The sequence below is a fragment of the Adlercreutzia rubneri genome (genome assembly GCF_009755265.1).
In the GTDB taxonomy this organism is placed as follows: Bacteria; Actinomycetota; Coriobacteriia; order Coriobacteriales; family Eggerthellaceae; genus Adlercreutzia; species Adlercreutzia rubneri.
In genome coordinates this window covers 89,317-103,956 of sequence record NZ_WPOO01000008.1, presented here as the reverse complement: position 1 = coordinate 103,956, position 14,640 = coordinate 89,317, and the positions used below count along the sequence as shown (strand labels likewise).

Annotated in this window: 10 protein-coding genes; 4 read left to right on the top strand and 6 right to left on the bottom strand. The window is 67.8% G+C overall.

Translation table 11 applies throughout. The features are described 5' to 3' along the window. Positions 1 to 295: 295 nt before the first annotated feature. The 5 genes from GO707_RS06445 to GO707_RS06425 all read right to left on the bottom strand — a co-directional run bounded on the left by GO707_RS06445 (position 296) and on the right by GO707_RS06425 (position 5,440). Entirely contained in the window at positions 296 to 727 is a 432-nt protein-coding gene (locus tag GO707_RS06445; protein WP_114549142.1) for a hypothetical protein, read from the bottom strand. A gap of 12 nt (positions 728 to 739) precedes the next feature. After that, complete coding sequence (locus GO707_RS06440; protein ID WP_114539250.1) at positions 740 to 1,177, bottom strand: LytTR family DNA-binding domain-containing protein; 438 nt, start codon at positions 1,175 to 1,177, stop codon at positions 740 to 742. 266 nt (positions 1,178 to 1,443) lie between these two features. Next, positions 1,444 to 3,015, bottom strand: a complete 1,572-nt coding sequence (locus GO707_RS06435) for a C69 family dipeptidase (RefSeq protein WP_157012581.1) — start codon at positions 3,013 to 3,015, stop codon at positions 1,444 to 1,446. Positions 3,016 to 3,172: 157 nt separating this feature from the next. Further along, the gene (locus tag GO707_RS06430; RefSeq protein ID WP_157012580.1) at positions 3,173 to 4,543 is read right to left on the bottom strand and encodes an MFS transporter; all 1,371 of its coding nucleotides are present in this window, start codon (positions 4,541 to 4,543) and stop codon (positions 3,173 to 3,175) included. 51 nt (positions 4,544 to 4,594) lie between these two features. After that, positions 4,595 to 5,440: a MerR family transcriptional regulator gene (locus GO707_RS06425; protein ID WP_335878765.1), complete on the bottom strand. Its 846-nt coding sequence runs from the start codon at positions 5,438 to 5,440 to the stop codon at positions 4,595 to 4,597. 371 nt (positions 5,441 to 5,811) lie between these two features. Here GO707_RS06425 and GO707_RS06420 point away from each other — a divergent pair, with 371 nt between their 5' ends. From GO707_RS06420 to GO707_RS06405, 4 genes are all read left to right on the top strand, one after another. Further along, a complete protein-coding gene (locus GO707_RS06420) occupies positions 5,812 to 6,072 on the top strand; it encodes a hypothetical protein (RefSeq protein WP_157012579.1) in 261 nt (86 codons plus the stop codon). A 29-nt stretch (positions 6,073 to 6,101) separates the two neighbouring features. Beyond that, entirely contained in the window at positions 6,102 to 6,359 is a 258-nt protein-coding gene (locus GO707_RS06415; protein ID WP_157012578.1) for a hypothetical protein, read from the top strand. A gap of 28 nt (positions 6,360 to 6,387) precedes the next feature. Continuing rightward, positions 6,388 to 11,448, top strand: a complete 5,061-nt coding sequence (locus GO707_RS06410; RefSeq protein ID WP_157012577.1) for a DEAD/DEAH box helicase — start codon at positions 6,388 to 6,390, stop codon at positions 11,446 to 11,448. 554 nt (positions 11,449 to 12,002) lie between these two features. Further along, positions 12,003 to 13,580 carry a response regulator transcription factor gene (locus GO707_RS06405; protein ID WP_157012576.1) on the top strand — a complete coding sequence of 526 codons (1,578 nt, stop codon included), beginning with the start codon at positions 12,003 to 12,005 and terminating at the stop codon, positions 13,578 to 13,580. Here the strand turns inward: GO707_RS06405 and GO707_RS06400 are convergent. Further along, positions 13,564 to 14,601, bottom strand: coding sequence for a DMT family transporter (locus GO707_RS06400; protein ID WP_157012575.1), 1,038 nt, complete (start codon positions 14,599 to 14,601; stop codon positions 13,564 to 13,566). The genes GO707_RS06405 and GO707_RS06400 overlap by 17 nt on opposite strands. Positions 14,602 to 14,640: the final 39 nt, after the last annotated feature.

The window sequence follows — 14,640 nt, the reverse complement described above, 5'->3', positions numbered from 1 at the left end:
AAGTCATCCACGGACATCTCGCCGGGCATCGAGAACCACAGATCCAGCGCATCCTGCTTGGCCCTCTTGTCGTACATTCGAACTCCCTTCCGGACACCTGGGTGTCCAACTTGGAGTCCGCACCCCCCTGGATTGAAAAAAGCCGTCGAAATTAACGTAGAACAATATAATAATTGACTGTAGGAGCCTTCCAGACGCTGATAAGTGCAGATTTCCTACTAAATCGGCGCACTCGGCCTTCCGGGCGGGGAAAGCGCGGACGAGGACCGACGTAATCGCTTCTCGTCGCGATGGCCTACTCTTTCCGGCCTTCGCGGTAGCGGGCGAGGGCGGCGTCGAAGCTGCCGGCGGTGCGACGGTAGTAGATAGTGTAGCCGGCGGTGATGGCGGCCAGGGTGACCAGGTAGATGGCAACGAAGCTGACCCAGGCGCCGATGTTGTCCAGGGGGAACCAACCGCCGAGCGCGGCGCACAGGACGAGCGCCGGAAGGCCCGTCAGGCCGAACCCGGCGATGCGTGCGGGGTAGCTCAATCGCCCGATGACCGCCTCGGTAAACCAGAATGCCTGCAGGGCGCACAGGGCCAAGGCGGCGGCGAGCAGCGAGAGCGTGATGACGATGCCCTCGACGGGCCCGGCGAAGATGAGGCCGGCTGTGCACCAGAGGGCCATGGCGACGGTGAAGGTGATGCAGGCGCGGACAAAGGCGCTCTTGACGATGTTTCTCATGGCGAATCCTTTCTACAGCCCGATCTTCTGCTTGATGGCCGGGGCGTACTGGCGCGAGGCGATGACGGATTCGCCGTTATCGAGTACCAGCTCCAGCCGGGCGTTCAGGTAGGGGCGAAGCGCCCGCACGTGGTCGAAGTTCACGATGAGAGATTTCGAGGCCCGCACGAACTCGGTGCCGGCGAGGGCCTCTTCCAGCTCGTAGAGGCGCAGCGGGCTCTCCAGCACGCGGTCGCGGCCGTAGAGGAAGGTGCGGCCGTCGACGGTTTCCGCGTACAGCACTTCCGACGGTTCCACGATGAACGTGCCTGTGCCGTCGGTGCCGAGAAGCCGGCAATCCACTGCGTTCGCGGTCGCCATGATGGCCCGCACCCGCCGGTCGATGGCCGGGCAGCGGATGGTGACCTCCGCCTCTTCTAAGTCGGGCCGCTCTTCCACGGTCAGCTTCACGGGCGCTCCTTTCCGTCTCCTGTCCGTAGCGCTAGTGTGCCTCGACGAGGCAGCGACGGCAAGGGGGCGCCGCTTCACTTGCACGAGAAGAGCCCTGTGTTGCAGGGAGAGGGGAGCGAGTGGGGCGTGAATGCGAAAAGGGTCGTGAATGCGAAAGAACCGTGAATGCGAAAAGGCCGGCCTCGGCGTCGCCAGCGAATGGCGAGGCGCCGGGGCCGGCCCCAATCAGGCATTGGCGTTGCGCTCGGGGGCGCAACGGCGCGCTCTCAGTGGTCGTTCATGTTGAAGGCGTTCTTCATCGTGACCGTGCGTTGGTCGAGCACGGTGCCGAGCAGAGCGCGGGTCTGCGTTTGCACGCTATCGACGAGCGCCTGATTCGCGCGCTCGAGCTCGGCGATCACCGTCGGGTCGTCCATATCGTCCAGGTTCGCCTTGCCTTCGGCAGCGAGCTTCTCAAGCGCGGCGTCGGTCTCACGCAGCGACTGGTAGCCCTGGGCCATGGTGTTCAGGCGATAGCCCTGGATGGCCTCGTAGCTCTCGAAGAACTGCGGGTCGGCAAGGCCGGCCACCAGGCGGTTGTTCCAGTAGAGGCTGTCGGTGGTCACCGCGGTGGGTGTGTCCAGGTAGGCGGGCATCGCCTTCACGTTCGCGTACAGGGCCACGGCGGTGTTGAAGGGGCCGGAGGCCGGGGCGAACCAGTGCACGCCGCGCAGGGCCGCCGGAGCGTTCGGGCGGATGCACAGGATGGAGCACTCGGAGGTGCGGTCGATGCCGACGTAGCGGTACTGATGACGCGTGGCGGGGGTGCCCTTGGTGCCGTAGGGGTCGTACTCGGTGCCGTCGTAGGTGGTGGCGAGCAGATCCTTCACATCCGACGCCGACAGCTTCTTGTCGGGGCGCATGGCCCAGGGGATGTCGAGGCTCTCGGGACCGAACTCGGGCGCCGGGCCGGCAAAACGCGGATCGGAGGGCGTCAGGCGGCGGCAGAGGTACCACTTGCGCGGAGCGTTGTACAGCTGGTCGAGCCAGGTGTAGGTGGAAAATGCGATGCGGGCGTTGAAGTAGCGCGGCAGCCCTTCGACGGTCTCGCCGGCATCGTCCTCGTGGGCAGGCATGTCCATGAGCAGATCGTTCTCTCGGATCCACTGGGCCAGATCGGCGCTGCACATGTAGTCGTGCTGATCGCCCAGCGCGTCGGCCAAATCGAAGTGATCGATGCCTTGGCGGTTGGGCTGCACCACGTAGCAGTCGTCGGGCACGCGCCGTGCGATCCAATGGTGGCCGCCGATGTTCTCCCAGTACCAGACCTCGTCCGCGTCGCCGAAGGCCACGCCGTTGGTCTCGTAGGTGCCGTACTTCTCCACGAGCATGCCGAGGCGCGCAACGCCTTCGCGGGCGCTTTTGATATAGGGCAGCGTGATGGTGGGCAGGTTCTCCTCGCCGATGCCGCCGGGCACCTCGGGCTTGTAGTTGGCGTCGCCGGGCTTTCCGACGGCCGGCTGGTAGGTGACGAGCGGGTCGGCGCCGAGCACGCGGGCGTTGGCCGAGATGGTCTCGGTGGCCGACATGGACACGTTCGCCGCGTTGATGCCGGTTTCGGCCCACACGCCATTTGCCGGGTCGGCGTTGGGCGTGCAGGTGTAGCGCAGAGGGTTGTCGGGCAGATCGATGGTCAGGTGGCTGGCCACGCCGGTGTAGGTGCGCGGCTGGTCCTCTGGCATGACCACGATCATCTTTTTCGGATCGAACGAGAAGTCCTCGCCGTCCTCGTTGCGGGCGACGATGGTGGAGCCGTCGTTGGTGGCGCGGCGGCCCACGAGAAGCGTTGTGCAAGCCATGGTGTCTCCTTGGTTGGGGAATGATTCCGGCTCCATGGTGTGCCTGCGGGGCGCCCGCCTTCCGGCTCGCAGGCAACTTGTTCGAAGACCGTTGCCAGATGGCTGCGCCGCTGAAAGCCAGCTAGTCGTACTGCTGGCTTTCGGGCGTCGCGAGGTGCTAGATGCGCTCGGCGTCGGGAACGAAGGGAACGGGGTCGAGGTGGTTCTCCTTGTCGTCCAGGTACTTCAGGCTGTGGGTGTTGAGGGCCCACACGGTGATGAGCATCCAGCACCCGGCGAGGGCCAGGGCGGCCACGGACACCCCGGCGCCCTCCACGACGAGCGAGGTGGCAAAGATGGCCACGGGCGCGGCGGCCAAGGTGAGCGAATTTTGCGTCCCCAGGGCGCTCCCGCGATTTGCAGCGGGAATGCGGTCGAAGATGAAGAAGCCGAGCAGGGCCGAGATGGGGCCGGCCGAAAGCCCCAGCATGAGTGCGCTCGCGATGAGCAGCGGAAACGACGGCAGAAGGCCCAGCCCCAAGATTCCCAAGGCCATGCCGGTGAGCGACAGGATGTACCAGGTGCGGCGGCGCAGCTTGTGGGCGAGCGCCGCATAGCCGAGCGAGCTTGCGAGCATGCCGGCGGACATGGCCGACAGCACGTAGCCGAGCAGCTCCGGGCTGTTCGCGGCCGTGAAATGCACCGGCAGCACGAGGCCCTGGAGCGAGCCCATCACCATGACGATGCCGAAGCTGATGAGCATGGACGAGCGCAAGAGCGTATCGCTCGCGAACAGCACATGCGCGCCGTCGCGCAGGGCCTGCCACGCGTCGGGCAGAAGGCCGCGTCGGGATTCGTCTTTGGTGGAGCTGACAACTCTGGCGGCCGGGACGCCGGTCGGGCTGGCGGCGGGGGTTGCCGCGCCGCAGACGGCGCCGAGGGAGCGGGGCAGCGTGAGAGTGAGAAGAGCTGCGGAAAGCGACATGGCGGCCGTGAACCACAGGGCGTTCACGCTTCCTGCCGCGCCCATGAGGAAGGCGGCCAACGCGGGACCTGCGATGACCACGAGGGAGTCCAGCGATTGCGTGAGGCCCATGAACTTTTGCAGGCTGCGCCCGTCGCGCTCGCAGACGGCGGGCACGAGGGAGTCGCGGGCCGTCATGCCGGGGATGTCGCCGACGGCGCCGAGGAGTCCCAGTGCCACGAACCAGCCGAAGGAGAGTCCCCAGATCATATCAACGATGGGCAGCAAAGCCACGCTGGCCGCCGACAGGATGTCGGAGACGACAGAGACGTTGCGTCGGTTGAAGCGGTCGGTGAGCGCCCCGCCGACAAGGCCGATGACGAACTGGGGTGCGGCACAGATGAGCGCGAGGGTGCCAGCGGCCAGGGCGTCGCCGGTGGTGGCGAGGAGCACAAGCGGTAAGACGACGCTGGCCACGGAATTGCCCAGCAGCGAGCAGGCGCAGGAGAGCAGGTAGCGGGGAGCGGTCTTGCGCGGCCGGTACGGCTTGCGCGGTCGGCGGAATTTCGGGGACGCGAGGGTCATGGCGGGGCCTTTCTCGAACGGCGGGTCAGGGGTTCGAGGGGCCAGTAAAAACTATGACGTTGCGTCGGAGTCAAACGGCTCGTGGACGACTTGTGGAGAGGCCGCAGTCGCATTCTCCCGTTGCGCCCGCTCGGTCATGATCTCCTCGATGCCGCGCTCGATGCGGTCGTACACGTCCTGCTGGGCCTCGTTGTAGCCCGCGAAGGCTATTTCGTCCAGGAATCGCTCGCGGTCGGTGGCGGGGCGCAGCCAGTTGGCGGCATCGAAGCAGGCGATGACGGGGACAAGCGTCTCGAGGGACTCGGCGGCGAGTGCGGCGCGCTCTTGCTCGGGGGCATCGGGCGCGAGGGCGCAGAGCTTCTCGTCGAGCCGTTCCATGGCCTCCACGAGCCTCTCGCTTGCGATGGTATCCACGACGCGCTCCAGCTCACCGAGCTCTTTCTCGTCGTAGAGGTGCGCGGCGACGATGAGGGCGGTGCGGTCGTCGGGGGAGGTTTCGGCGAGGCTGTCCACGCCGGCGAGCTTGCGCAGGATGCGGGCGAAGCGCACGGGAAGATCGGGATCGAGGTGCTCGGCGCGCAGTTCGGCGATGGTGCGTCGCTGTTCCTGCAGCCTTGCGATCTCGAGGGCCAGCTCGCGGTCGAGCTCGTCTAAGGCGCTCGCGGATGTCGCGTGCCCCTCGGCATCCATCTCTTCCAGAACGTCCCCGATGCGCGAGAGGGGAAAGCCCAGGGCGGCCAGGCGCTTGATGCGCAGCACGCGGGCCACGTCGGCAGGGGAGTAGTCGCGGTACCCGTTGGCGCGCCGCGGCGGTTCGGACAGAAGCCCCAGCTGGTGATAGTGCCGCAGCGTGCGCACGGTCACGCCGGCCAATTTTGCCACCTCGTTGCTGCGCACGATTTCTCCCCTCGCGGTCGTTCACGTTCCATCGGACGCCTCCATTGTAATGGCTTTTCGAGCGGGTGGCCTTGGAAAGGAGGAACGGCGCTCTGGGAGAGGGAAATAGCTCGGCTTCATAGACAAGTTGGCGAAACTTACTCTTGACAAGAACATCTGTTCCCTTATAATGAACGAAAACAAATGTTCTAAAGGCTGGGTATATCCCTAACTTCTGTGCTTGAAGGACAGCCGTCCGATGTAAAGGAGGCTGTCATGGGCCGTTTTCCCTCACATTTTCTCAGACGGTTTCAGCGAGGCAACGCTTGCTTATAGCTGTTGCTGAGCCGCTCGCCCTGCAGTATAATTTCGTTTAACGAAAGTAGGTAGCGATGATCGAAATCGTTGTGCACGAGCACGCGCTCAAGCATGATTTGAGCAGTAGGGAAATCGAGTATGCTTGGAGGAATTTTGTAGTGCAGCAGCACAGGGCATCTCCGGATGAAGATAAGATTCTTGCTATTGGGTTCGACCAAATGCATCGACCCATTCAGATGGTTGCAAGAGACCAAGGAGACAGAGTGCTTATTTATCACGCCATGACGCCTCCTTCGGAAAAAGTCCTTCGAGAGCTGGGCATGGTCAGGAGGTAATGATGAAAACCGACAAGGAAATTGAAGAGATGTTTGGCGTAACCCGGGAGGAGATTGAGGCTCTTGCTGCGCCATGGGATGCCGGAGACGTTGATGGCGTGCCGGTGGGGGAGGTGATCGTCGGGCGACCCCTTAAGTTCGGGGAGCATTTGAGGCTCGTGGGCTTTAAGGAGACCGAGCAGAAGATCGAGCGCATGGATAAGCGGGCGGATAGCTTGGGCATGAAGCGTTCCGACTATTTGCGGTGGCTTGTCGACAAAGACCTTGCATCAGTGGACGTGGCTTAAGAGCAGTAGTTGATAGGGGAACTTACCTATGGATGATGCTGAGGCCATGGCCTCGTTCTCGGAACCGGTGCGCCACTGGTTCGCCGATGCCTTCGGGGCACCCACGGCGGTGCAGGGCGAGGCGTGGGAGGCTATCGCGCGGGGCGAGAACGCGCTCGTGATAGCGCCGACGGGTTCGGGCAAGACGTTGGCGGCGTTTCTGTGGGCCATCGATGCGCTTATGGCCGAGAAGGCGCGCACCGCCGAGGCGGGCGAGAAGTGGGTTCGCGGCGTGCGTGTGCTGTACGTATCGCCGCTAAAGGCACTTGGTGCCGATGTGGACCGCAACCTGCAGGGACCGCTTTCAGCCATTTCCGAGCTCGCAGCCGCTGAGGGCGCGCGTTGCGGTGCGAAAGCCCCCGAAATCCGCACGGCCATGCGCACCGGCGACACCCCCGCCGACGAGCGCCGCAAGATCGCCCGCAATCCGCCCGACATTCTCATCACGACGCCCGAGTCGCTGTACCTCATGCTCACCTCGGCGGCCCGAGAGGCGCTGCGCACGGTTGAGACGGTCATCGTGGACGAGGTGCACGCCCTGGCCGGCGACAAGCGCGGGGCGCACCTGTCGCTGTCTTTGGAGCGGCTAGACGATTTGCTGGAGGCTCCGGCCCAGCGCATCGGGCTGTCGGCCACGGTGCGCCCGCGCGAGGAAGTGGCCCGGTTCCTCGGCGGCACGCGGCCCGTGACGGTGGTGTCCACGGAGGCGCCCCCGAGTCTCGATCTTTCGGTGCGCGTGCCCGTGCGCGACATGACGGCCGTCCCCGCCTTCGGGGGATTTGCCGGTGCCGGGGACGGCACGCGACAGCGGGGCGCCGGTCCGCGCCGGGCACCCGTCGAGGATGCATGGAAATCCGATCGGGCGCTGCGGGCCGTCATGGCCGAGGGCGCGTCGCCCGCGCCGCATCCTGACAGCCGCCTGGGCAGCTCCTCCATCTGGCCCCATATCGAGGCGGCCATTCTGGACGAGGTGCTGGCCCATAAATCCACGATTGTCTTCGTGAACTCGCGCGGTTTGTGCGAGAAGCTGACGGCACGTTTGAACGAGCTGTACGCGAAGCGCCTTGGCCTGGATGCGCCCCATTCCGAGGTGGCCGGCTTCTGGGCCGCTGCGGGTAGCGGCGATGCGACGGCTTTCGGCGACGATGCGGTGCGCGGCGTGCCCACGGGCGCCGATGCCATGCGAGGCGCGCCGGGAGCGAGCTTCCGCTCCGACATCGGCTCCACCACCAAATTGGTGACCGAGCCCGCGGTGGTCATCGCGAAGGCCCATCACGGCTCGGTCTCCAAGGAGAAGCGGCTGCAGGTGGAACGGGAGCTGAAGGCAGGAGAGCTGCCCTGCGTGGTGGCCACTTCCAGCTTGGAATTGGGCATCGATATGGGTTCCATCGATTTGGTGCTGCAGGTGGCCGCGCCGCCCTCGGTGGCCAGCGGGCTGCAGCGCGTGGGACGGGCGAACCACCGGGTGGGCGGCCGCTCCCAGGGCGTCATCTTCCCGCGTACCCGGGTGGAGGTCATCGATGCCGCCGTCATGGCCGAGGGCATGGAGGCCGGCGCCATCGAGAGCACGCGGCTTGTGCGCAATGCGCTCGATGTGCTGGCCCAGCAGACCGTGGCCGCCGTGGCCATGACGCCAGACGGTCTGGCGGCCGACGAGTGGCTCGCCTGCGTGCGGCGGTCGGCCTGCTATGCCGATTTGGGCCGACGCTCCTTCGAGGGAGTGCTCGACATGCTCGCCGGGCGCTACGGCTCGGGCGAGGTGGCCGAGTTCGCGCCGCGCATCCTGTGGGATCGCGAGACGGGGCTGCTCACGCCGCGCCCCGGTTCCCAGCGCCTGGCCGTAACGGCGGCGGGTACCATTCCCGATCGCGGCATGTTCTCGGTGGTGCTGCCCGAGGGCGACGCCCGTCAGGGGCGCCGGCGTGTGGGCGAGCTGGACGAGGAGATGGTGATGGAGTCGCGTGTGGGCGACATCATCGCCCTGGGTACGAGCACCTGGCGCATCAAGGAGATCGGTGCCGACCGGGTTATCGTGGAAGCGGCCCCGGGACGCGCCGCGCGATTGCCTTTCTGGCACGGCGAGGCCATTGGTCGCCCCTACGAGACGGGCCGCGCCCGGGGGGCTCTTGTGCGGGCGCTCGACGGCGGTATTGCGCGCGCTGCCGAACGGGACGAAGCGCCGGAGGCTCGTTCGGGGAAGAATGCCATGACTCCGGCGCTGCGCGATCGCCTGATGGCCGACGGGCTGGACGAGGACGCCCGGCGCAACTTGGCGGCTCTCATAGAGGCGCAGCGCGCCTGTACCGGGGCGGTGCCCACGGATCGGCGGCTCGTGGTGGAGGCATGCCCCGATGAAACGGGCGATATGCGCGTCATTCTGCATTCTCCCTTCGGGCGCCGCGTGCACGAGCCCTGGGCGCTGGCCGTGGCCCATCGCATTACCTCCACGCTGGGCTTCGACCCGCAGGCGGTGGCCTCCGACGACGGCATCGTGCTGCGCGTGCCCGCCACCGAGGACGCCCTACCGGGAAGCGATCTGTTCCGCTTCAATCCCGACGAGTTGGAATCCATCGTGCGCGAGCGCGTGGGGTTCACGGCCCTGTTCGCCGCCCGTTTCCGCGAATGCGCGGCCCGGGCTCTGCTCATGGCGCCGACGGCCCCGGGCAAGCGGGCGCCTTTATGGCAGCAGCGTCTCAAGGGCGGACAGCTTTTGGAGGCGGCCCGGCGCGAGGAGGATTTCCCCATCGTTCTGGAAGCTCTGCGCGAGTGTCTGCAGGACGTGTTCGACCTGCCAGCCCTGCGCGAGGTGATGGACGGTCTTGACTCGGGCTCCATCAAGATGAGCGAAGTTCGCACGGCCGCGCCGTCGCCCTTCGCGGCGCCGCTCGTGTTCGGGTATCTGGGCGAGCACCTCTACGAGGGCGATCTACCCCATGCCGAGCGCCAGGCGTCGCTCCTGTCTGTGGATCCGGCGCTTCTGGGCGAGCTTCTGGGCACCGGTGCTGTGGAAGATATGCTGGATGCGGAGGTGGTGGCGCGCACCGTGGCCGAGCTGCAGCGGACGGTCGCGGGCTGGAAGGCGCGGGGCGCGGAAGGCGTGGCCGACCTTCTGCGGGAGTTGGGGCCGCTCACGGTGGAGGAGGTCGCTGCGCGCACTGAGAACGGCGAGGCGGGCGCTCTTTCCGCGGGCGCTGATGCGGCTGCTCTTCTTGCTAATTTGGAAGCGGACCGGCGGGCTTTCCCCGCCGTCATCGGCGGAGCGGAAAGATGGGTCGCCGCCGATGACGGCCCGCGTTTGAGCGCGGTGCTCGGCATTGCGGTTCCCTCCTGGGCTCAGAGGGAGGGAAAGCTGTCCCGTCCCCTGGATGGCCTCGCGGCCCGCTTCGCCCGCACCCACGGGCCTTTCGACAGCGAAGAGGCCGCTTTTAGCCTGGGGGTCGGCGTGGCGCTTGCGGCGGAGTCATTGGAGCGGTTGGCCGCCGAGGGGAGGCTCGTGCGCCTCGGGCCCGACCGCTGGGCGGACGGCACCGTGCTCGCCCGCTTGCGCAGCCGGTCCCTCGCCCGGGCCCGCGAGGCGGTGCGCCCCGTTCCCGCCGACGCCTATGTGCGCTTCCTGCTGGATCGCCAGGACGTCGCGCGCACCGGTGAGCCGACGCTTGCGGGCATTGACGGCGTAGCCCAGGTCATCGCGCAGTTCGAGGGCGCGGCCCTCCCCATGGAGCAGTGGGAGAGAGACGTGATGCCGGTCCGCGTGCCCGACTATCGGCCTGCCATGCTGGACGAGCTCATCGCCGCAGGCGAAGTGCTGTGGACGGCGTCGATAGCGGGGGAGGCGCACCTCGTCTCGTTCTTCCCGACGGACTCGCCCCTGGCGCCAGTGTCCCAGGACACCCAGGCGGGCGTGGCGGAAGTCGCTGTAGCCGAGCCGGGCCAAGATGACGCAGGCGCCCTGGAAGACCCTCCGCTGGATGTCATCGTGCGCCACGTGCTGGCAGCCCAAGGGCCGCTTCCATTTCGCGCCTTGGCGGATGGTGCCGCGCGGCTCACCGGGCCCGTGGCGCCGACGGATCGCGAGGTGGCCGAGGCGCTGCAGCGGCTCGTGTGGCAGGGGAAGGCGACCAGCGACGGTCTGGGCTTTCCCCGCGCCGGAGGGCTGGCCGCAGCGGCATCGGCGTCCGCGGCCAGCGGCCAGACGCCCTCGCCCTCGCGGCGGCGGGCGAGCAGCCGGCGGGGCCGGTCTCTTCGCAGTGAGGCCCGCATGGCGGCCCGTGCGGCCGTGGTGGGCCGCCAGGTTGCGGCGACCGCCTTCGACGCCGCCCTCGCCGGGCGCTGGTCGGCCCTGGCGCCGAGCGGCCAGAGTTCCACGGTACAAGCGGTGTCTCTGGTGGAATCGCTGCTCGACCGCTACGGGGTTGTGACGCGCGACATCGCGCTGGCGGCAGGTGTGCCCGGCGGGCTTACGACGCTGTACCCGGTGCTCAAGGCCATGGAGGACGCGGGCGATCTGGCGCGCGGCATGTTCGTGGAGGGCATGGGGCCGGCCCAGTTTGCCCAGCGCGAGACCGTGGAGGCCCTGCGCGCCTTCGCCCAGCCTGCGGATGCGTCAACGCCCGTCTCCCTCGTCGCGCTTCCCGCCGACGACCCCGCGTGCCTCTTCGGCGCCGGCATTTCCTGGTCCGACGTGGCGTGGGGTGCGGCGGGCGACGCCCCTGCGGTCGATTCCGCCGTCGTGGCCGCGCGGCCGTCCCGCCGCGAGGGGGCGATGGTGGTCATCGCCGACGGTGTGCCGGTGCTCTGGGCCGCGCCGCGTCTGAAATCGCTGCTGGCGTTTTCAGGCGACGAAAAACTGCTGGAGGCGGCCGTCGCCGCCCTGGTCGCCTCGGTGCGCGCCGCCCTCAAGCGCGAGGGCGCCTCTGCCGCGCGACGCAAGATCGTCGTCGAGCACTTCAACGGCCGCGATGTTCTGGCCACTCCGGCCGCTTCGTGGCTCCAGGATGCCGGTCTCGTGCGCCTCCCCGACGGCCTGCGCCTCTATACGAGCCCGTTCTAGAGCGGCCTCGCCGAAAAAAGAAGGGCCGCTGCGTCTCTCTCCGACGCGGCGGCCCTGCGATTCCGGCCGTGGTCCCCCTGATGATACGCGGCCGTTCCGAGTTAGCACAAGGTAAAGAAAGCGGGCGGCGGCCAGAAAGGAGAACCGCCGCCCCTCGAGTTCCCGGCGCGCTGCGCCAGGTTCCCGCATAGCCCTTGGTGAAGGCGGAGCGGCCTGGCCTCAATGGCCCCAGAAGACCAAGCCGTGGGAGTCCGCCTCCAAGAGGAACGACGTCCACTATAGGGAGTGCGGCCGTCGGGCGCCATCGCCGCTTATGGGTAAGGACATCGCACTTTTTGGGTATTGTGGAAAACGCAGTCGGAAACAGATGCGTCCGGCTGCATTATCACAGGTCGGCCACGAGTTCCCGGATCGACGGGCGCTATCCCGCGGCGATGCTAGAATCGGCGTTTGGAAGGGAGCGCGCCGGCTCGGTGCGCTGTGTCGCGCGATCGCCCGGCGATGTGCGGACATCTCGTTTAGGTACCGGAGCGAAGAAAGGAGACGGAAAGGCCATGGAGGGTTTCGCGTTGCGCGATGCCGGCGACGATGGACGCGCCCCGCTCGCCCTGCGCCCTATTCATCTCGCTCTCGTTGCTTTTGTGGCCACGCTGCCCGCCCATGCACCGACTATCGGGGCGTTCGCCGAGGCCCCTCAGTTCGAGGCAATCGCCGACACGTTTCTGTTCGCGCTGCTTCTCGCCGCCGTCACCTCGTCGGTCGTGGTGCTCCTGCGCGGCTTGCAGCGCCCGCGCAAAGTGTTCGCACGCGCCCGGGTCACTGCCATCGCGGCCGCAGCCTACCTGCTCGGCACGATGGGCGCCGTGGGCCTTCTGTTCGCCCCGATGCCGCTGCCGGCGGCGGCCGTAGGCGCGGGGCTTTTGGCGGGGGCGGCGCTGCCCCTGCTGGTGGCGGAATGGGCCCGAGCCGTGGCCGTCCCCATCGACCAGGCCCTCGTCCTGTGCGCTTTCGTCGTGCTGACGGCCTCCTTTGTCGGCTGGATTCTCGCGCTGCTGCCGCCCTCGGCGCTCGTCCCCGTGTTCTGCCTGCTGCTCGTGGCGGGAGTCGTCGTGCCGCCGGTGGCCGCCCGCATGGGCGACCCTGCGCTTCCTCTCGCCCGTCCCGCCGACACGATGCGCCGCCTCGTGTCGGTGACCTGGCTGCCCCTTCTGGGGTTCGCCGTGTACGCGTTCATGACCGACGTGATGGCCCATAGCGCTTTCGGCGTCGTGCAGGCGTCGTTTCTCGGGGGAGCGGTTGCGGCGCTCGTGATGTTCGGCGTCTGCTTTTTGTGGGGGCGCACGCCCCTGCTGCCCTGGTCCTACCGCATCCTCGTGCCCCTTATGGCGGCGGCGTTCGTAGTGCTGGGCGCGTTTCCCGCAGGCACGTTCCCGCGGGATGCCTCGGTGGTGGCCCTCTACGTGTTCTACATCGTCCTCGCCCTGCTGGGGTGCGCGGTGCTGCTCGCCGTGGTGCGCAACCGCGAATTGCCGGCGAACGTGGCGTCGGGCTTCGCCTGCGGCGTGGCCGCAGCTGCGGCGCTTTTGGGGCAGATCCTCTCCCAGGTGCTTACGGTGACCGACGACTTCGCCCCGTGGCTCGCGGTGCTCACCGGCGCGTTCGTGGCGGTGCTCCTGGTGTTTCTCGGCCGCACGTCGTGGAACGAGCTGGTGGCGCCCCACGAGTCGGCCGCCGCGGAGGAGCCGGCCCTGGCCGCAAGATCGGGCACCGGCGACGCCCCTGGCGGGGGTGCCGTCGGCGCGGCGCACGGAGAAGAGTTCGAAGGCGCAGGCGCCCCCGACGGTTCCGAGCCCCCCGTCCGTCCGAACGCGTCCGGCGATGCTTTCGAGCTGGCCGAGCCGAGCATGCAGAACACCCTGGAGGCCCGCTGCGCCGAGGTGGCCGCGGCCCGCGGCCTCTCTCCCCGCGAGGCCGAGGTGCTCGTGTTTCTGGCCCGCGGCTTCACGCCGGCCTATATCGCGAAGTCCCTGGTGCTCTCCATCTCAACGGTGCGCACCCACGTCCGCAACATCTACCGCAAGCTCGGCGTGAACAAGCGCGAGGAGCTCATCCACCTCATCGACGGCGAATAGCCCAGCGAAGAACTCCTCCGTGGGCACCGTCCGTCCGCGCGCCGCCGTGGGTGCCGTCCGACTTGATGCCGCCGCGGGTTCTGCCTGATCTTGCGTCGGCGCCCGCTCCCCATTGCCTCGCTGCGCCCGCCTTCGCATCTGCCTGCGTTACTCCGGTTCGCTTCCGCATGGGCAGGTTCGCCACGACCATGGCGGATATGATGAGGCCGAGGCCGACGAAGGTGGCGGGGCCGGCCGGCTCGCCGAGGAGCGTGATGCCGAGCAGGCTGGCCACGAGCGGCGTGGTGGCGCAGAACAGGCTCGCGCGCTCGGCGGACAGGTGGCGCTGGGCCACCGGCTGCAGGGTGAAGCCGAACCCGGTGCACACCACGACGAGCACGGCCAGCGCCTCCCATTGCAACGGGCCGGCGGGCAGCGTCGGCTGCTCGAACAGGAAGGCGGCCGCCAGTCCGAGCGCCCCCATGACGCCGATCTGGACGATGCCGAGGGCCAGCGCGTCCCCTTCGCGGGAGAACCGCGCCGTGACGAGGATGGCGGCGCTGTAGCAGAGGGCGGCCAGCAGCGCGAGTCCCTCGCCGGGCCCGAAGGGCGCCGTGCCTGCGAGGTTGTTCCCCACAGTGAGGCAGGCCACGCCTCCCACGGCGAGGGTGGCGGCCACGGCCACGGTCGACCGGGGCGCGCGACGCAGCAGCAGCGCCTCGGCGAGGGGCACGATGACGATAGCCAGGTTCTCCAGCAGCGACACGGTGGAGGAGGGCGCGCGGGTGAGGGCGTGCAGCTCGAAGGCCATGGTGGCGAAGAAGGCCGCGCCCATGAGGCAGCCGTGAAGCACGGCGCGGCGCGATAGGCCGCGCAGGTGCCACCAGAACAGCAGCACCAGCACGGCGAAGGCGAGGGTGAAGCGCACGCCCAGCAGGGTAAGCGGCCCCATATCCGCCAAGAGGATCGTGCTGAACAGAAACGAGGTGGCCCGGGCGGCGATCACCGCCGCGAGGAGCCATGCCGCATGTCGTGCCGTCATCGCCGGTTCCCTTCTCTGCCGGGTAGTGCCCTGTTGCGG